Source organism: Streptomyces sp. NRRL F-6492, assembly GCF_001280125.1.
Taxonomy (GTDB): domain Bacteria; phylum Actinomycetota; class Actinomycetes; order Streptomycetales; family Streptomycetaceae; genus Streptomyces.
This window is the reverse complement of record NZ_LGEG01000277.1, coordinates 98,492-116,500: the sequence shown is the minus strand read 5'-3', so window position 1 is coordinate 116,500 and position 18,009 is coordinate 98,492. Positions and strand designations below refer to the sequence as shown.

Below are 18,009 nucleotides of genomic sequence, written 5' to 3'. Positions count from 1 at the left end.
GGAGGGGGCTGGAGGATGCCGGGGAGTCGGGGCCGGGGGGCCGGGGAGCCGGGGGTCAGTCGAAGCGGATGTGCCTGATCCCGGTCGCCGCCCGGCGCAGGCGGGCCCGGAGCGCGCCGTCGGTGTCGGGGGCGAGGGACAGCCCGGCCGAGGCGGCGATGCGGTCCGCGACCTGCGGAACCGTGAGGCGGTCGGTGCGGAGGTGCTCCGAGAAGGCCTCGCCGCGCAGCCGGTCCAGGCACAGGTCGATCCTGGACACGGCGAAGCTCTCCCGCCGGAGCGGGGCGTCCTTCCCCGCCAGGAACCGGACCGCGTGCCCGAAGCCGCGCTCGCGCAGCCGGCGCAGGACCGTCTCCCGCTCGGCGAGGAGCGCGAAGTGCCGCACGTCGTGGCCGGCCCCGCGCAGGCGCCCGACCGTCTCGTCGAAGTACCGGGGCTCCACGACCGTCATCGGCGCGATCACCACGCCCGGGTGCCTCCGGAGGGCCAGGTCCAGGACCTCGTACACGCCCTGCCGCCAGGCCGGGAGGTCCTGGAAGTCGCCCCGGAGCCCCGGGGGCGTCATGCGGTGCAGGCCGAAGCCGACGTGCTCGGGGTCGCAGACGACGCTCCCCGGCAGCCGCCTCCGCAGCTCGTACGCGGTCTGCGTCTTGCCGCCGCCGAACGGTCCGTTGATCCAGATCAGCATTCCCCGACCCTAGAGCCGGCCGGAGCCCGGGGGCCCGGGGGGCCGGCGCTCAGATCAGCAGCACGATCCGCCCCGGCCGGTGCCCCGCCTCCGCGCGGCGGTGGGCCTCGGCGACGGAGGCCAGGGGGACGATGTCCGCCGTCCGGGTGCTCAGCTCGCGGGCGGCGACGCCGTCCAGGATCGCCTTCAGGCGGGCGGCGTCCGGGCGGGGGCGGATCGTGGTGACGTCGATCTCCCGGACCCGGTCCGGCAGCTGCTCCCCCGAGGCGGAGACGAAGGTCCCGCCGTCCCGCAGGGCCGGCAGCAGCGGGGCGCCGATGAGCGCGGCGTCCAGGACGGCCGCGACCCCCTCGGGGACGTGGGCGCGCACCTTGGCGACGACGTCCGCCGGGTCGCCGCGCGGGATCAGCTCCTCGGCCCCGAGCCTGAGCAGCTCGTGCCGGTCGTCCTCGTCGGCGAGGACGACCACCCGGTACCCCGCGGCGGCGGCGTGCTGGACGGCGAAGCGGCCCACCACCCCGCCGGCCCCGCTGACCAGGACCGGGGAGCCCTCGGGAAGGTCCAGGAGGTCGACGGCCTGGTAGGCCGCGAGGGCGGAGAGCGGCACCGAGGCGGCGGTGGTGAACTCCATGTCCTCGGGGATCGGCGCCAGCCACTCGGGGTCGGCGCGGATCACCTCCGCGTACGAGCCCTCGCCCGTGCCCTCCGTCACCCAGGGGATGAAACCGGCCACCCGGGTGCCCTCGGGGAGGCCGGGCGCGGCGTCCAGGAGCACGCCCGCGAAGTCGAAGCCGAGGACGAAGGGCGGGGCCAGCTCGCCCAGGAAGGCGGCCCACCGGCCGGAGCGGATCCTCAGGTCCGCCTGGTGCACGGCGGCGGCCTTGAGCCGCACGCGCACCCGGCCGGGGACGTCGCCGGCCTCGGGCTCGGGACGGTTGGCGATCCTGAGGACCTCGGGTCCGCCGTAGGAGATCACTTCGACGACGCGCATGGGGTACTCCTGCACTGCTCGGTACTGCTCGTGTACTCCTCGTACGGAAGCCCCCTCGTGGCCATTACACAGAGGCTCCCCACCCCCGGCAACCGCTGATGGCCCGCCCGTGGGCCGACCGGAACCCGGCGGGAATCCGGCGGGAACCCGGCTTGCGGAAGGGAGAACTCCAGGTGACGGGTGGCGACGTCCCCCGCGCGACCGCACACACGTCCGTACCGTCACGCGCGTGGACTGGCTCACCTCCGAGAACCTCATCGCCGTGGTCACCGCGCTCATCGGCGTCCTCGTCTCGATCGGCGTCGCCTGGTACCAGTGGTGGGTGCCGCGCCAGCGGCGGATCGGCTACCGGATCCAGCTGGACACGGCCATCGGCAGCGCGGCGAACGGCGCCGCCGCCGGCACCGGCGCGGCCGTGCGGCGCGGCTACTTCGACGCCAGCCCCGGCCTGGAGGACGCCACCCTCGTCCTGCTCAGGATCGAGAACGACGGGGCCCTGTCCGTCACCGCCGACCACTACACGGACGGGGACGACCACGGGCTCACGGTGGAGTTCGCGGGGCGGCACGTGAAGGCGGTCGTCGTCACCGCCCCCGACCACCCCCGCCTCCTCAGCCACTTCCCCGACACCTGGACGGGCCCCGCCGAGGGCGCCACCAGCGTCCTGCTGCCGAAGGTCCCGCTCAACCGGGGCGCCTACTACAAGCTGCTCGTCCTGCTCGGCGGCGGCCCGATCGGCGGCGAGGTCACGGTCGACGGCAGCCTCGCCGAGGGCCGCGTCCACCCCAACAGCAGCGTCACCCCCGACGACAAGCTCCCCGTCTTCAGCCGGGCCGCGCTGTCCGTCACGGTCGTCCTCACCGCGTGCGTCGTCGCCCTCGCCGCGCTCGTCGTCCGGGAGGAGACCCCGCCGCCGATCGGCTGCGCCCGGGGCACCCTCACGGTCACCGGCTCGACGGCCTTCGCCCCCGTCGTACGGGAACTCGCGAAGAAGTACGAGAAGGACTGCGCGGGCTCGACGGTGGTCGTGGACGCGCACGGCTCGACCGCCGGGATACGGGAGCTGGCCGCCGCCGGGGAGAAGGCGTCCAAGAAGAAGGCGTCGGGAGAGGGGGCGTCCGGGGAGAAGGGCGCCCCCGCCGTCGTCGCCCTCTCCGACGGGCGCAAGCCCGGCGGCTACCCGAAGCTGCGGGAGAGCATGGTCGCCGTCTCCCTCTTCACCCTCGTCGTCCACGACGACGTCCCCGTCCGCGACCTGAGCCGGGACCAGCTCCGCCGGATCTACCGGGGCGACATCACCGACTGGAGCGAGGTCGGCGGCCCCCGCCTGCCGATCCTGCTGGTGAGCCGGGACGCCAACTCCGGCACCCGGGAGGTCTTCCAGCGCCGGGTCCTGGGCCGCAACGAACCGGCCCACTCCTCCCGCGACTGCGCGCACCGCGACGACCCCGAGTCGAAGGTGACCCGCTGCGAACTCGACTCCACCGAACAGGTCCTGGCCACCGTCGCCCGGCTCCCCGGCGCCCTCGGCTACACCGAACTGCGCGCGGGCAGCACCCTGGAGGGCCTGCGCCGGGTCGCGATCGACGGGCGCTCCGCGAACGTGGACGAGCTGGGCGCGTCCGGCTACCCGTACCGGGAGATCGAGTACGCCTACACCTGGGGCGAGCCGCCGGCCGACTCCCTGACGTCCAGCTTCCTCACCTACCTCACCCGGGGCAGCGGCCAGGACGTCGTCCGCGTCCACGGCCACCTGCCCTGTGCCACCCCGAAGGGGCTGCGGATCTGCGGGGACGGCTGAGAACTCCCGGGGACGGCCGTCGGCGGTTCTGGCATGCTCTGACGACGTGGAGCCATTGAACGCGCAAGACCCGGTGCGCATCGGCCCGTTCCGACTGGTCGGCCGCCTCGGGGTCGGGGGGATGGGCCGGGTGTTCCTGGCGCGCTCGGCCGGGGGCCGGACGGTCGCCGTGAAGGTGGTGCACGCGGAACTGGCCGCCCGGGACGAGTTCCGCCGCCGGTTCGCCCGCGAGGTCGCCGCCCTGGAACGGGTCGGCGGCGCGGGCACGGCCCCCGTCCTCGGCTCGGACACCGGCGCCGAGGCCCCCTGGGTCGCCATCGGATACGTGCCGGGGCCCTCGCTGCGGACGGTGGTGGGCGACGAGCACGGGCCACTGCCGACCGAGACCGTACGGACCCTGGCGTCCGGGCTCGCCCGCGCCCTCGGCCACGTCCACACCGCCGGGCTCGTCCACCGCGACCTCAAGCCCTCGAACGTCCTGCTGACCGTCGACGGACCGCGGATCGTCGACTTCGGCATCGCCCGCGCCGTCGACACGGTCGCCGAGGACGGCGACCTCACCACCACCGGGGCCGTCGTCGGCTCGCCCGGCTTCATGTCGCCGGAGCAGGTGCGCGGCGAGCGCCTCACGCCCGCGTCGGACGTCTTCTGCCTGGGCTCGGTCCTCGTCTACGCGGCGACCGGCCGCTCCCCGTTCGGCTCGGCGGACAGCGGCGTCCACGCCACCATGTTCCGCATCGCCCACGACGAGCCCGACCTGACGGACCTGCCGCCCGCGCTCTCCGGCCTGATCCGGGCCTGCCTCGCCAAGGACCCGGCGGCCCGCCCCTCGACCGGCGAACTCGTCGAGACCCTCCCGGTCACCGAGCCCTGGCTCCCGGCGGACGTCCTCGCCCGGCTCGGCCGGCACGCGGCGCGGCTCCTCGAGGCGGAGGCGGTTCCCGGCGGTACGGCCGCCGGGGACCCGGCTCCCACCGGGAGCACCGGGGCCGGCGGGGGCCCGACCGTCACCCCGCCCCGCCCCCGGCGCCGCCGGGCCCTGCTCGCCGCCGTCACGGTCCTCGCGGTGGCGGCCGCCGCCACCGTCACGTACGCCGTCTGGCCCGGCACCGGCGCCGACGGGAAGGAGCCGGGACGGGGGAAGGGGAAGGAGCGGACGGGCGGCGCCTCCCCCGGCCCCGCCGGAATCGTCCCGGCCGCCTTCCTCGGCGCCTGGGAGGGCGTGCTCCAGGGCGGGGAGGACCACCCGAGGGAGACCGCCCGCATCGAGATCACCCAGGGCCCGGCCGGCGCCAAGAACGCCGTCTACGTCCAGGTCTCCGAGAGCCGCCTGTGCATGGGCCGCTCCCGGCTCGTCTCGGCCGACGAGGACGAGGTCGTGTACGGCGAGTCCGACGTGACGACCAGCGTGCCCGCCGCGCGCTGCACCCCGGCCGCCCACCAGACCCTCGCCCTGCGCTCCCCCGACGTCCTGGAGTGGACCTCGGGCGCCGCCAGGACCACCTTCCGCAAGGCCCCCACCGGCACGTCCGTCGTCCCCGCCCGCTTCCTCGGCGCGTGGCAGAACGTCCCCCGGCCGGAGGTCTACGGGGACCAGGACGGGCGGTACGGCACGTGGGTGACGGTCACCCAGGGGCCGGTCGGCACCCGGGTGGTCCGCTTCCGGGACGTCTTCCCGCGCACGGACGAGGACGGCGCCCCCACCCCCGAGACGGTCTCCTGCGGCTCCACCGCCGTCCTCGGCGGCGCCGGGAACCTGCTGGTGATCGGCCCGCAGGTGCGGGACCCGGCCGCCTGGGACTCCGAGTGCGCCGAGAACGGCTCCAGCTACCTGGAGATCGTCCCGTGGAAGGGCAAGGACCGGCTCCTGGTGTACCCGATGGTCGACGCGGAGCCGGGCGAGTACCAGCGGCGGTCCTAGGGGGTGTCCGGAAGGTCCCGTGCGGTGTCCGCGGCGCCGTGCGGGACCTTCCGGACACCCCCCAGAACGGGCGAGGGCCCGCGCCCCGGTCGGTGACCGGGAGGCGGACCCTCGTGCGCACTTCTTCCGGAGGTCCTAGAGGAAGGAGTTGATCTCGATCGTCTCGGTGCGGCCGGGGCCGACGCCGATGGCGGAGATCGGGGCGCCCGACATCTCCTCCAGGGCCTTCACGTACGCCTGCGCGTTCTTCGGCAGGTCGGCGAAGGTCTTGGCCTTGGTGATGTCCTCGGACCAGCCCGGCAGCATCTCGTAGACCGGCTTCGCGTGGTGGAAGTCGGTCTGCGAGTAGGGCAGCTCCTCGACGCGCCTGCCGTCGATCTCGTACGCGACGCAGACCGGGATCTGCTCCCAGCCGGTGAGCACGTCGAGCTTGGTGAGGAAGAAGTCGGTCAGGCCGTTGACGCGGGTCGCGTAGCGGGCGATGACCGCGTCGAACCAGCCGCAGCGGCGGTCGCGGCCGGTGGTGACGCCGCGCTCGCCGCCGATGCGGCGCAGGTCCTCGCCGTCCTTGTCGAACAGCTCGGTCGGGAACGGACCGGCGCCGACCCGGGTCGTGTAGGCCTTGAGGATGCCGATGACCCGGGAGATCTTCGTCGGGCCCACGCCGGCGCCGGTGCAGGCGCCGCCCGCGGTCGGGTTCGAGGAGGTGACGAAGGGGTACGTGCCGTGGTCGACGTCGAGCAGGGTGCCCTGGCCGCCCTCGAAGAGCACGACCTTGTCCTCGTCGAGCGCGTTGTTGAGGATCAGGGTGGTGTCGGCCACGAAGGGCTTGATCTGCTCCGCGTACTGGAGCATCTCCTCGACGATCTGCTCGGCCTCGATGGCCCGCCGGTTGTACAGCTTGGCGAGGAGCTGGTTCTTCCCCTCCAGGGCCGCTTCGACCTTCTGGGTGAGGATCGACTCGTCGTACAGGTCCTGGACCCGGATGCCGACGCGGTTGATCTTGTCGGCGTAGGTCGGACCGATGCCACGGCCCGTGGTGCCGATCTTGCGCTTGCCGAGGAACCGTTCCGTCACCTTGTCGAGGGTGACGTTGTACGGGGTGATCAGATGGGCGTTGCCACTGATCAGGAGCTTCGACGTGTCGACGCCGCGCTCGTTCAGTCCGCTCAGCTCGGAGAGCAGGACCGCCGGATCGACGACGACACCGTTTCCGATCACCGGGGTACACCCCGGCGAGAGGATTCCGGAAGGGAGAAGATGCAGCGCGTACTTCTGGTCGCCCACGACGACCGTGTGGCCGGCGTTGTTGCCGCCCTGGTAGCGCACCACATAGTCAACGGATCCACCGAGCAGGTCGGTGGCCTTTCCCTTGCCCTCGTCACCCCACTGAGCACCGAGCAGCACAAGTGCGGGCACAGGCGTACACCCCTTCCGGGTGGGGCATGTCCAAGGTCAGGGGGCGTACGCCGCCTCACCGGTGTGCCCCGGAATAGACGAAGCCCCTGGCGCAATAGCGCAAGGGGCTCTTGCACAAAGATGCTACCCGAGGAAGGACCGAGGTGTCGGATCACGACCAGCTGCTGGTCATCGTCGACCCGGTCGCCCGCCGAAGCGACGGCGAGTCCGTACGGATCGCGAAGGATGTCCTGCTCGCGGGCGCGGAGGCGAAGATCTGCCTGCCGGACGGCCCGGAGGAATTCTCCCGGGCCCTGGCCCGGCGCGGCTCCCGGCGCCCCGTGCTGCTCGGGGACGACCGGGCCCTGCTGCGCACGGTGACGCTGCTGCACCGCGAGCGGGACCTCGCCGGGAGGGCCCTCTCCCTGGTCCCGATCGGCACCCCGGAGGCGCTGGAGGTCGCGTACGCGCTCGGCGTGCCGCACTCGACCCCGGCGGCGGCGCGGGCGGCCCTGGACGGGGCGGTCCGCCGTCTGGACCTCCTGGTGGACGACAGCGACGGCGTCGTCCTCGGGGACCTCCTGGTCCCGGCCGTCCCCGCCCCGGCCTCGGCGGCCCCGTCGGTCTGGGGCACCTGCCGCTCCCTGGTCCGCACCCTGGTCCGCCCGGCCCCGACGGCCCTCGCGGTCCGCACCCACCCCCTGCGGGTGGAGGCGGACGGCGTCCTGCTCGCGGACGTCGACGCCCCGCTGGAGGCCCTGACGGCCCGCTCGGTCGCCGGCACGGCCGAGGTGACCGTCCACCCCGCGTCCTCCCCGCCCCGCCGCGCCACCGCCCACACCCTCACCGTCTCGGGCCCGGACTTCCACTACCGCGCGGACGGCCACCTCTCGGGACCGGTCCGGAGACGGACGTGGACGGTACGGGAGGGGGCGTGGGGGCTGACGCTGCCGCGGGGGTGAGCACCGCTCTCCTCAAGCGGGTGTGATCCGGCTCCGACGGTCGGGCCGCGGCGGTCCGGCCGACGACGCCGTCCGCCCGGTCCGGGGCGACGCCGACACCCTCACGAAGGACACGGGCGCGGCTTCCGCCCGCCGCACCCCGAACCGGCGCGGGAACTCCACGAAGACCGGCGGCGGACGCAGGTCGGCGAACGAAGCACTCCGGCTCCGGCTGCGTGCGGGCAGACGGGGGTGTGCTCTCGTGGAGGCGCACAGTAGGTTGTCGCGCCGGGGAGGGAACATGGCGGACATGAACCACTGGCGGAACGACCCGCACTGGTACTGGGTGGTCCTCTTGCCGATCCTGGCGATGCTGGTCGTCGAGGACAGCACCATCACCCGGTCCTTCATGGCGGTGGGGCTCCTCTCGACCGGCGTGCTCCACGGGCGCGAGTGGGTGAGGTGGAACAGCCGGAAGACCTCGTCGAGCGAGCCGGCCCTCACACCTCCACCAGCAGCTCCTCGAACCCCCTGATCACGTACCCCGCCTTGCGCACCGGCTCCGACACCAGCCGCATCCCCGGGGCCCGCCGCAGTAGTTCCTCGAAGAGCGTCGTCAGTTCCAGGCGGGCCAGGGGGGCGCCCAGGCAGTAGTGGATGCCCGCGCCGAAGGTGAGGTGGGGGTTGTCGGGGCGATCGAGGTCGAGGGTGTCGGCCGTGGGGCCGAAGCGGGCCGGGTCGCGGTTGGCCGAGCCGAGGAGGAGGGCGACCTCCGAGCCGCGGGGGATCAGCCGGCCGCCGATCTCGATGTCGTCGAGGACCCAGCGCTCGAACATCTGGAGCGGGGTGTCGTGGCGCAGGAGTTCCTCCACAGCTGTGGACAAGTTTTCGAGGCGTGGACGGACGCCCTCCTGGAGGAGGATCCGCCAGCCGTTGACCGTGGTGTTCACCGTGGCCTCGTGGCCCGCGTTCAGGAGCAGGACGCAGGTCGAGATCGTCTCCTGTTCCGTCAGCTCCGGGACGCCGACCAGGGCCGAGATCAGGTCGGGGCCGGGGTTCTTCCGGCGCCTCGCGATCAGTTCCCGCAGATAGTCCGAGAACTCCACCGACGCCTCGACCGCCCGCCTCGCCGTCTCCTCCGACGGGTTCAGCTCGAACATCCCGCAGATCGCCGCCGACCAGGGCCGCAGCCGCGCCCGCTCCTCGTCCTCCGCCGGGACCCCCAGCATCTCCGCGATCACCGCGACCGGCAGCGGCTCCGCCACCAGGGCCTGGAGGTCGCCGCCGCCCGCCGCGACCAGGTCCCCGACCAGGCCGGCGGCGAGGCGCCGTACCGTCGGGGCCAGGTCCTCGACCGTCCTCGGGGTGAACGCCTTGGAGACCAGGCGGCGGATCCGGGCGTGGTCCGCGCCCTCCAGGTCCAGGAGCCCGTGGTCGTTCAGGGTGTGGAAGGGCTCGTGCGCCGGGTCCGGGGCCTCCCGGCCGAACTCCTCGTGCGTGAAGCGGTGCGTGTACGTACGGCCGAGCCGCCGGTCCCGGAGGAGGGCCGACACGTCCTCGTGGTGCGGGACCAGCCACTGGCGGGTCGGGCCGTGCCAGTGGGCCCGGCCCGCCGCCCGCAGCTCGGCGTAGGCCGGGTAGGGGTTCGCTACGAATTCCGGGGACCAGGGGTCGTACGCGGTGTCGGTGGCGTCCATGACAGGACGTTACCCACCGACCCGCACCAGCCCCGCCTCGTACGCGAACACCGCCGCCTGCGTGCGGTCCCGCAGGCCCAGTTTCACCAGGATCCGGCTCACGTGCGTCTTGATCGTGGACTCCGCGACGACGAGGTGGTCCGCGATCTCGGAGTTCGACAGGCCCTGCGCGATGAGCACCAGGACCTCCGTCTCGCGCTCGGTCAGCTCCCCGATCTGCGCCATCGCCGGCGGGCGCGGCGAGGCGCCCGGCGCCTTCGCGAACTCGGTGATCAGGCGCTTGGTGACGGTCGGCGCGAGCAGCGCCTCGCCGGCCGCGACGACCCGGACGCCGTCCGCGAGCTGCCGGGCCGAGGCGTCCTTGAGCAGGAAGCCGGAGGCCCCGGCGCGCAGCGCCTGGTACACGTACTCGTCCAGGTCGAAGGTGGTCAGGACCAGCACCTTCGCGTCCGCGTCGGCGGCGACGATCTCCCGCGTGGCCTCGATGCCGTTCAGCTCCGGCATGCGGATGTCCATCAGGACCACGTCGGGGCGGAGGGCGGCGACCTGGGCGATCGCCTCCCGGCCGTTGACCGCCTCGCCGACGACCTCGATGTCCGGCATCGCGCCCAGCAGGACCGAGAAGCCCTCCCGGACCATCATCTGGTCGTCGACGATCAGCACCCGGATCACTTCTCGGCCTCCTCGCGGCTCACGGGGACGAAGGCCGTCACCTCGTAGCCACCGTCCTCGGTGGCCTCGGCCGTCATCTCGCCGCCCAGCATCGTCACACGCTCCCGCATGCCGGTGATGCCGTGCCCCGCTCCCGGCGACGGCTTGACCAGGCCGCGCGCGGGGCCGTTGGCGATGCGCAGGCCCAGGCCGCCGAGCACGTACGACACCTCGACCTTCGCCGCCGCGCCCGGCGCGTGCCGCAGCACGTTCGACAGGGCCTCCTGGACGATCCGGTACGCGGAGAGCTCCACGCCCTGCGGCAGCTCGCGCACCGCGCCGGTCACCGTCTTCTCGATGTCGAGGCCGGCCTCGCGGACGTTGGCGACGAGCGCCTCCAGGTCGCCCAGGGTGGGCTGCGGGGCGTCGGGCGCCTCGTAGTCCTCGGCGCGGACGACCCCGAGGATGCGGCGCAGCTCGGTCAGCGCGGCGACCGCGTTCTCCCGGATGGTGAGGAAGGCCTGCTCCAGCTCCGGCGGCGGGTTCTCCACCCGGTACGGCGCGGCCTCCGCCTGGATGGCGACCACCGACATGTGGTGGGCGACGACGTCGTGCAGCTCGCGGGCGATGGTGGTCCGCTCCTCCAGGAGCGTCCGCTTCGACCGCTCCTGCTCGGTGACCGTCTGCTGCGCGGTGACCTCGCGGTCGGCCTGGCGGCGGACCTGGAAGACGGTGACGGTGAGCAGGACGAGCGCGGAGGCGAAGAGCAGCGGGGCCGTGTCGGAGCCGCGCCCGACGCCGAGGAAGGCCTCCATGAAGACGGAGAAGACCGCCGTCGCGATCCACATCCACGCCGCGGCGCGGGGCCGGGTGCGGACGGCCACCACGCCCAGGACCACCAGGTGCATGAGGAGCGTCGCGTCCGGCCAGGGCCAGCCGTCCTGATAGCCGGTGATGAGCCCGACGAAGGGCGTCACGCCGAGCGAGGCCCAGAAGGCGAGGACCGGCCGGACCAGGGTGAGCAGCACGATCGCGGCGGGCATGAAGGCGGCCACGAACGCCAGCGGACCGAAGTGGTAGTAGATGCCGTCGTATCCCATGCCGAAGACGACCACCGCCCAGAAGGCGACGAACGCGTGCGGGAGCAGTCCCGTGTAGACCCGTATCCGCCTCGGCAGGAAGCGGGTCGGGCCGCGGTCCACGTCCATGCGCGACAGCGGCCGGTAGGCGAAGGCGTCGTGGAAGAGTTCCTGCCGCAGCCCCCCGAGGGCCGCCTGCACCAGGCGGAACTCGGGAGCCCGGCTCGTCCCGGGGGTCTGTGTCTGAGTCACGCCGATTACGGTACGGGGGCCGCCGGGGCGGGTCGTCCCGCTCCCTACGGATCCTTCCCCGTCCGTCCTGAGTACTACGAAAGGCCCCGGGGTCCCCCCAGGACGGTCACCAGGCCAGCTGGGCGATCTCCTCCGCCACCACCGCGCACGCGTCCGTCGCCGGGTCGATCAGCGGGAAGTGGCCGGTCTCCTCCAGGAGCGTCAGGCCGACCGTCTCGCCGGCCCCCGCCGCCGCCTCCGCGTACGCGTCGGCCACCGCGTACGGCACGACGACGTCCTCGCGGCCCTGGACGACGGTGGTCGCGATGCCGGTGGGGAGGAGGGCGGCCGGGTCGGCGGAGGCCGCGCGGGTCCCGTACGCCTCCGGTCCGCCGAGGAGTTCGGTGACCGCGCCGCCGCACACCCCGAGCTCGACCGCGCGCGCGAAGTGGGCGATCGGGGCGAGGGCGACGACCCCGCGCAGCGGCGGCGGGGCCGGCAGCCGCCAGGGGGATCCGGCGGGCAGCACGTGCCGGGCGGCGGCCCACAGGGCGAGGTGCCCGCCGGCCGAGTGCCCGGTGAGCACGATCCGGCCCGTGTCGGCCCGCGGCAGGTGCGCGGCGGCGAGCTCCGGCACGGCGTCCAGGGCGGCGGCCACGTCGTCGAAGGTCTCGGGCCAGCGCCCGGCGACCGGGGCCGTGCCGCCCTGGTGGGGGAGGCCGCCGCCGCGCCGGTACTCGACGCTGGCGATGGCGAAGCCGCGGCGGGCCAGGAAGTCCGCGAACGGCGTCAGGTGCCCCCGGTCGTAGGGGGCCCGCCAGGCGCCGCCGTGCAGGGCGACGACGAGCGGGGCCCGGTCGCGTCCGTCGCGCGGGGCGTAGAAGTCGACCACCTGGTCGGGGTGGTCGCCGTACGCGGCGGTGGCGTCCGGGGCGACGGCCGGGTGCGAGAAGGCCGACGCCTCTTCGGCGGCGTCGCGCGCGGCGGGATCCATGGGCTGTTCCAACCTCTCGGGTACGGGGCCGAATTGGCCTGACCTGCGGGGACGGTACCAGGACCGGAGCCCCGCGGATCAGGTGGTCATCGGACCCGCGCACCCCTTACGCGGCCGGTACGTCCGCCAGGACCTCCGCGAGGATCCGCGCCGCGCGCTCCGCGTCCGCGAACCCGACGTACAGCGGCGTGAAGCCGAACCGCAGGACGTCGGGGCGGCGCAGGTCGCCCACGACCCCGCGCCGGATCAGTTCGGCCATCACCGCCGGGGCCTCGGCGCAGCGCAGCGCGATCTGGCTGCCGCGCTCGTCGTGCGCCCCGGGCGTGACCGACTCGACCCGGCCCTCGGGGACGTACGCCGCCACGCACTCCAGGAAGAAGTCCGTCAGGGCGAGGGACTTGGCCCGCACGTCCTCGACCGCGACCCCGTCCCACACGTCGAGGGCCGCTTCGAGCGCGAGGAGGGAGAGGATGTCGGGCGTGCCGACCCGGCCCCGCACGGCGCCGGCCGCCGCCTCGTACCCGGGGGTCATGGCGAACGGGTCGGCGTGCGAGTTCCAGCCGGGCAGCGGCGAGTCGAAGGCCGCCTGGTGGCGCTCGGCGACGTACAGGTAGGCGGGCGCGCCGGGGCCGCCGTTCAGGTACTTGTACGTGCAGCCGACGGCCAGGTCGACCCCGTGGGCGTCCAGGCCGACGGGCAGGGCGCCCGCGCTGTGGCACAGGTCCCAGACGGCGAGCGCGCCCGCCGCGTGCAGGGCGGCGGTGACGCCCGGCAGGTCGTGGAGCCGGCCGCTGCGGTAGTCGACGTGGTTGACGAGGGCGGCGGCCGTGCGCGGGCCCGCCGCCTCCGCCATCGCGGCCGGGTCGAGGGGCACGATCCGGTGACCCGTCATCCGCGCCGCCGACTGCGCGATGTACCCGTCCGTGGGAAAGGTCGTGGCGTCCACCAGGATCTCGTCGCGTCCGTCGCCCGCCAGACGGGCGGCGGCGACGACCGCCTTGAAGACGTTCACGCTGGTCGAGTCGCCGACCACGACCTGTCCGGGACCGGCGCCGACGATCGGGGCGATCCGCTCGCCGACCCGCTCGGGCGCGGTCCACCAGCCGGACTCGTCCCAGGAGCGGATGCGCAGCTCGCCCCACTCGCGGGTGATGACGTCGGCCATGCGGGCCGGGACGTGGGCGGGCAGCGCGCCGAGCGAGTTGCCGTCGAGGTAGACGGTGTCCGCGTCGAGGGCGAACCTCTCTCGGTGCCCGGCCAGTCCGTCGGTCGCGTCGAGGTCCCGGGCCCGGGTTTCGAGGTGGTCCTCGCGACGGCTCTTGAGGCGGTCCCTGAGCTGGTCCTTGAGGCGGCCCTTGAGGAGATCAGACATGGCTGCGGGCCGTCCAGAGCTCGGGGAACACGTTCTTCTGCGCCCGCTTCTCCAGCCAGGCCACGCCCGCCGAGCCGCCGGTGCCGGTCTTGGCGCCCATCGCGCGCCGGGTCGCCACCAGGTGGTCGTTGCGCCAGCGCCAGACCAGCTCGGCCACGTCGCTGAGGGCCTCGCCGAGCCGGACCAGCTCGGCGTTCTGGTCGGGGTCCGCGTAGATCCCGGCCCAGACCGCCTCGACCTCGGGCGAGGAGTCGTACCGCTTCGAGAGGTCGCGGCCCAGGACGGCGGCCGGGACGGGCAGGCCGCGCCGGGCGAGCAGGCCGAGGACCTCGTCGTACAGGCTCGGCTCGTGGAGCGCCTTCTCCAGCTCGGCGTGGACGCGGGGCGCGCCCCGGTGCGGGACGAGCATGGACGCGGACTTCTCGCCGAGCAGGAACTCCATCCGGCGGTACATCGCCGACTGGAACCCGGAGCCCTCGCCCAGGGCGCCCCGGTAGGAGTTGAACTGGGCGGGGGTGAGGTGGGCGAGCGGCCGCCAGGAGTGGTTCAGTGCCTCCAGCTCGCGCACGGAGCGCTTGAGCGCGTCCATGGCGACGGGGATCCGGTCCTCGCGCAGGGCGCGGCTCGCGGTCTCCCACTCGTGCACGATCACCGTGAACCACAGCTCCATGACCTGGGTGGTGACCAGGAAGACCATCTCGCCGGGGTCGTCCGAGCGGAGGTGCTGGAGGTGGGTGAGGACGTCCGCCTGGACGTAGTCCTCGTACGGCGTCGTGCCCGCGAAGTCGAGGTTCGGGTCGTCGACGACCGAGCCGGCTCCGGAGGCATCGGGAAGGCCTGGAAAGGCTGACATTTCTGTCTCCTCGATACGTTCTTCCGGGTAGCGGTCCGCTCCACCGTCCGACACCTCGTGCGGCACGGGAGCTCCGGTCCCCTCGGGAGGCGCGCTCCGTCGCGCGCCGTCCCAACCGCATCATGGCACGATCGGCCCCGTGATGTAGCTCCCGTCTTCGTCATACGGATAAGCGTTCGAAACGCAGCCGTCCAGGCCCTTGATCTGCTGCATCATCGCGGGCGCGGGCTTTCCCGGGCCCGGGCAGGCCATGTGCTGCCGGATGCCGATCTCGTGGCCGACCTCGTGGTTGATGATCAGGTGCCGGTACTCGGCGGGCTCCCCCGCGAAGGTCGGGGAGCCGAGCATCCACCGCCTGAGGTTCACGACGACGCCCTCGGTGGTCTCGCAGTTCAGCTCGCCGCCGGTGTCGAGGCCCTCGCGGAGGCAGAGCGCGTCCGCCGTGTCGGGGGTGGCGATCCGGATGACGAAGTCGGCCTCCTCGCCCTCGGAGACCAGCTGGAAGCGGCCCCGGCCGTGTGCGGCCCAGCCCTGCGGATGGGCCAGGATCCGCTGGATCTCGGCGGCCGTCCCGTCCGCCCGGAGCTCGATGCCGTCCTCGACCTGGACCCGGTAGCGGCGCAGGGCGCCGCTGGTGCCGGTGGGGTCGCCGGAGGCCCGCGCGGTGGTGAAGGTGCCGGGGCCGGACCGGGGCACGACGGGCTTCTCCGGGACGGCCTCGGGCGTCGGGGCGGGCGTGGTCTCCGGGGTCGCCCCGGGCTCGGTGGGCCGGGGCGTCGGCGTCCGCTTCGGCTTCGGCCGCGCGGCCCGTGTCGGCGCCGGGGCCGGGGGCCGTGCCGGCTCCGCCGTGGTGGGCCGGGGCGCGGGCGGGGCGGTCGCCGGTTCCGTGACCGCGGCCTCGGGGCCGGGCGCGGGGAGGGCCGGGGCGGCCGTGCCGTCGGCCGGCCCGCCCTGGAAGTGGGCGAGGGCCGCGCCGCCGCCGAGCGCGAGGGCCGCCAGGACCAGGGCGGGGAGGGCGAGCCGGCGCACGGGGCCGGGTCCGTCCCCGCGCCGCCGGCTGCTCCGCGTACGTCGCCGTCCTGCGGGTGCGGCACGTTTGCCCACGACAGACCTCTCCCCTGCTCGGCCGGTGTGGGGAAGAGGAAGTGGGGCCTCGCTACCGGCGTTCGTCGGTGCTGCGGTTCCGGGGATCGTACCGGTCCCGCTCGAACAGACTCGAAAAGCGCGGGGTCGGTTCCGAAAAGGCGTGCGGCTTCGAAAAGACGCCGGGGCGGCGGCCGTCGACCGGCCACCGCCCCGGGGGTCGCGCCCGTGTCAGCCGAGCGTCTCCGCCGCCGTCTCCGAGGAGTCGCGCAGGAAGGTCGTGCAGCGCGCGTACTCCTCCTTCTCGCCGATCTCGCCGGCCGCCCGGGCCAGGGCGTGCAGCGCGCGCAGGAAGCCGCGGTTCGGCTCGTGCTCCCACGGGACCGGGCCGTGGCCCTTCCAGCCGTTGCGGCGCAGGGCGTCCAGGCCCCGGTGGTAGCCGGTGCGGGCGTAGGCGTACGACTCGACGACCCGGCCGCCCTCGAAGGCGTCGTCGGCGAGGCGCGCCCAGGCGAGCGAGGAGGTCGGGTACTTCGCGGCGACCTCCGCCGGGTCCGTGCCGCTCGCGAGCAGCTCGCGCGGGCCCGGTTCGTCGGGCAGGTGGGTGGGGGCGGGTCCCCCCAGCAGGTTCTCGTGGATGGCCATGGGCCCAGTCTGCCTCAGGACGGACGCCCCGAACCGCGCCCGGTCCCGCCCGCCGACCGGGGCCCCGGTCGGATCCGGGGCCCGCCCGCCGACCCGGGCTCCGGGTCCCGATCCCGGCCGGGACTCCGGTCCGATCCGGTACCCCGCCCCCTCAGCGGTCCGCGGCCCGGCCGCCCGGGTCCAGCGGCGGGGCCTGCACCCCGCAGTGCACCCGGCACTCCGGGTGGCAGGAAGCCCCGGTACCGGCCCCGGCGGTCCCGGCGGCCGGGGCCCTCATCGTCGTCCAGGCCAGGACCGCGCCCGCCACCAGGATCCCCGCGCACATCGGCATCGCGCGCCGGAACGTCTCCCCGAACTCGGCCGCCGAGCGGTACGCCTCCGGCCCCATCCCCGCCAGCATCGGCAGCGCGGCCACCGCGAGCAGCCCGGCCGCCCGCGCCGCCGCGTTGTTGATCCCGCTCGCCAGGCCCGCCCGCGACACGTCCACCGAGGCGAGGACGGTCGCGGTCAGCGGGGCGACCAGGGCCGTCATGCCGAGCCCGAGCACCAGCAGGGCGGGCAGCACGTCCCGTACGTACGAGGGCTCCTCCCCCACCCGCAGCATCAGCAGCATCCCGGCGGCGCACAGCAGCGGCCCCACCGTGAGCGGGATCCGGGGGCCGATCCGCTCCCCCAGCTCCCCGGACTTCGCCGAGAACAGCAGCATGAGCACGGTCGTCGGCAGCAGGGCCGTGCCGGCGGCGAGCGCCGAGTAGCCGGAGACCACCTGGAGCTGGAGGGCCGCCAGGAAGAAGAACCCGCCGAAGGCCGCGTACACGCAGAGGGTGACCAGGTTGACGGCCGTGAAGAGCTTCGAGCGGAAGATCGACGGCGGCACCATCGCCGCCTCGCCCCGCCGCCGCTCCAGCACCACGAAGCAGGCCCCGGCGACGACCCCGGCCGCCCCGGCCCACCAGGCCGCCCCGATCAGCGCGTACGTCACGAGCGCGAGCGCCGCCGCGCCCAGGACCGCGCCGAGCACGTCGAAGCGGCCGTGCGCGGTCTCGTCCCGCGACTCCGGGACGTGCCGGAGGGCGACCGGAACGCAGACCAGGGCGAGCGGCACGTTCAGGAGGAACACCCACCGCCAGCCCGGCCCGTCCACCAGCCAGCCGCCGACGAACGGCCCGATCGCCGCGCCCACCCCGCCGAAGCCCGACCAGAGCCCGACGGCCCTGGCCCGGTCGTCCTCGTGGAAGCTCGCCTGGATCAGCGCGAGCGACCCGGGCGTGAGCAGCGCCCCGCCCACGCCCTGGAGCGCGCGGGCGGCGATCAGCACCCCGGCGTTCGGGGCGAGGCCGCAGAGCAGGGAGGCGGCGGCGAACCACACCACCCCGGTCACGAAGACCCGGCGCCGTCCGAACCGGTCGCCGAGCGAGCCGCCGAGCAGGATCAGCCCGGCCAGGGTCAGCATGTAGGCGTTGACCGTCCACTGGAGGACGGCGAGGTCGGCGCCGAGGTCCTCGCCGATGTGCGGCAGGGCGACGTTGACCACGGTGGAGTCGAGCAGCGCCATCCCGGAGCCCAGGACGGTGGTGAAGACGATCCACCGCCCGGTCCCGGAGGCCATCCGCACGTTCCGCTCGCCCATGTCCGCATGGTCCCGCGAAACGCGCCGCCCCGCG

16 protein-coding genes are annotated in these 18,009 nt (G+C 74.4%); 4 read left to right on the top strand and 12 right to left on the bottom strand.

The window, feature by feature from the left end:
• Positions 1-55: 55 nt before the first annotated feature.
• Positions 56-688 carry an AAA family ATPase gene (locus ADL08_RS33715; protein ID WP_053649883.1) on the bottom strand — a complete coding sequence of 211 codons (633 nt, stop codon included), beginning with the start codon at positions 686-688 and terminating at the stop codon, positions 56-58.
• A gap of 49 nt (positions 689-737) precedes the next feature.
• Complete coding sequence (locus ADL08_RS33710) at positions 738-1,679, bottom strand: NADP-dependent oxidoreductase (protein WP_053649881.1); 942 nt, start codon at positions 1,677-1,679, stop codon at positions 738-740.
• A gap of 229 nt (positions 1,680-1,908) precedes the next feature.
• On the opposite strand from ADL08_RS33710, the gene ADL08_RS33705 reads away from it, so the two are divergent.
• Together ADL08_RS33705 and ADL08_RS33700 are read left to right on the top strand one after the other, a co-directional pair.
• Positions 1,909-3,480 carry a substrate-binding domain-containing protein gene (locus ADL08_RS33705; protein WP_053649879.1) on the top strand — a complete coding sequence of 524 codons (1,572 nt, stop codon included), beginning with the start codon at positions 1,909-1,911 and terminating at the stop codon, positions 3,478-3,480.
• A gap of 46 nt (positions 3,481-3,526) precedes the next feature.
• Entirely contained in the window at positions 3,527-5,401 is a 1,875-nt protein-coding gene (locus ADL08_RS33700; RefSeq protein WP_053649877.1) for a serine/threonine-protein kinase, read from the top strand.
• Between the two features lie 135 nt (positions 5,402-5,536).
• Here the strand turns inward: ADL08_RS33700 and ADL08_RS33695 are convergent, their stop codons facing one another.
• Positions 5,537-6,820 carry an adenylosuccinate synthase gene (locus tag ADL08_RS33695; RefSeq protein WP_053649875.1) on the bottom strand — a complete coding sequence of 428 codons (1,284 nt, stop codon included), beginning with the start codon at positions 6,818-6,820 and terminating at the stop codon, positions 5,537-5,539.
• Positions 6,821-6,963: 143 nt separating this feature from the next.
• On the opposite strand from ADL08_RS33695, the gene ADL08_RS33690 reads away from it, so the two are divergent.
• Positions 6,964-7,761: a hypothetical protein gene (locus ADL08_RS33690; protein ID WP_053649873.1), complete on the top strand. Its 798-nt coding sequence runs from the start codon at positions 6,964-6,966 to the stop codon at positions 7,759-7,761.
• A 280-nt stretch (positions 7,762-8,041) separates the two neighbouring features.
• Positions 8,042-8,275 (top strand): hypothetical protein, encoded by a 234-nt coding sequence (locus ADL08_RS37435; protein WP_159043154.1) that lies wholly within the window; start codon positions 8,042-8,044, stop codon positions 8,273-8,275.
• Here the strand turns inward: ADL08_RS37435 and ADL08_RS33680 are convergent.
• The 9 genes from ADL08_RS33680 to ADL08_RS33640 form a co-directional block, all read right to left on the bottom strand.
• Positions 8,241-9,437, bottom strand: coding sequence for a cytochrome P450 (locus ADL08_RS33680; RefSeq protein WP_053649868.1), 1,197 nt, complete (start codon positions 9,435-9,437; stop codon positions 8,241-8,243). The genes ADL08_RS37435 and ADL08_RS33680 overlap by 35 nt on opposite strands.
• Positions 9,438-9,446: 9 nt before the next feature.
• The gene (locus ADL08_RS33675) at positions 9,447-10,109 is read right to left on the bottom strand and encodes a response regulator (protein ID WP_078968585.1); all 663 of its coding nucleotides are present in this window, start codon (positions 10,107-10,109) and stop codon (positions 9,447-9,449) included.
• Complete coding sequence (locus ADL08_RS33670; protein ID WP_078968586.1) at positions 10,106-11,419, bottom strand: sensor histidine kinase; 1,314 nt, start codon at positions 11,417-11,419, stop codon at positions 10,106-10,108. The genes ADL08_RS33675 and ADL08_RS33670 overlap by 4 nt, the downstream gene beginning before the upstream one ends.
• Positions 11,420-11,525: 106 nt before the next feature.
• Positions 11,526-12,392 (bottom strand): alpha/beta hydrolase, encoded by an 867-nt coding sequence (locus ADL08_RS33665; protein WP_053649864.1) that lies wholly within the window; start codon positions 12,390-12,392, stop codon positions 11,526-11,528.
• 106 nt (positions 12,393-12,498) lie between these two features.
• Positions 12,499-13,764, bottom strand: coding sequence for a kynureninase (gene kynU, locus ADL08_RS33660; RefSeq protein WP_078968587.1), 1,266 nt, complete (start codon positions 13,762-13,764; stop codon positions 12,499-12,501).
• On the bottom strand, positions 13,757-14,617 hold the full coding sequence (locus ADL08_RS33655) for a tryptophan 2,3-dioxygenase (RefSeq protein ID WP_053649862.1): 861 nt from the start codon (positions 14,615-14,617) through the stop codon (positions 13,757-13,759). The genes kynU and ADL08_RS33655 overlap by 8 nt, the downstream gene beginning before the upstream one ends.
• Positions 14,618-14,737: 120 nt before the next feature.
• Positions 14,738-15,646 carry a DUF3152 domain-containing protein gene (locus ADL08_RS33650; protein ID WP_234352366.1) on the bottom strand — a complete coding sequence of 303 codons (909 nt, stop codon included), beginning with the start codon at positions 15,644-15,646 and terminating at the stop codon, positions 14,738-14,740.
• A 285-nt stretch (positions 15,647-15,931) separates the two neighbouring features.
• Complete coding sequence (locus ADL08_RS33645; RefSeq protein ID WP_053649858.1) at positions 15,932-16,345, bottom strand: DUF3151 domain-containing protein; 414 nt, start codon at positions 16,343-16,345, stop codon at positions 15,932-15,934.
• Positions 16,346-16,496: 151 nt separating this feature from the next.
• On the bottom strand, positions 16,497-17,975 hold the full coding sequence (locus ADL08_RS33640; RefSeq protein WP_053649856.1) for an MFS transporter: 1,479 nt from the start codon (positions 17,973-17,975) through the stop codon (positions 16,497-16,499).
• Positions 17,976-18,009 lie beyond the last annotated feature (34 nt).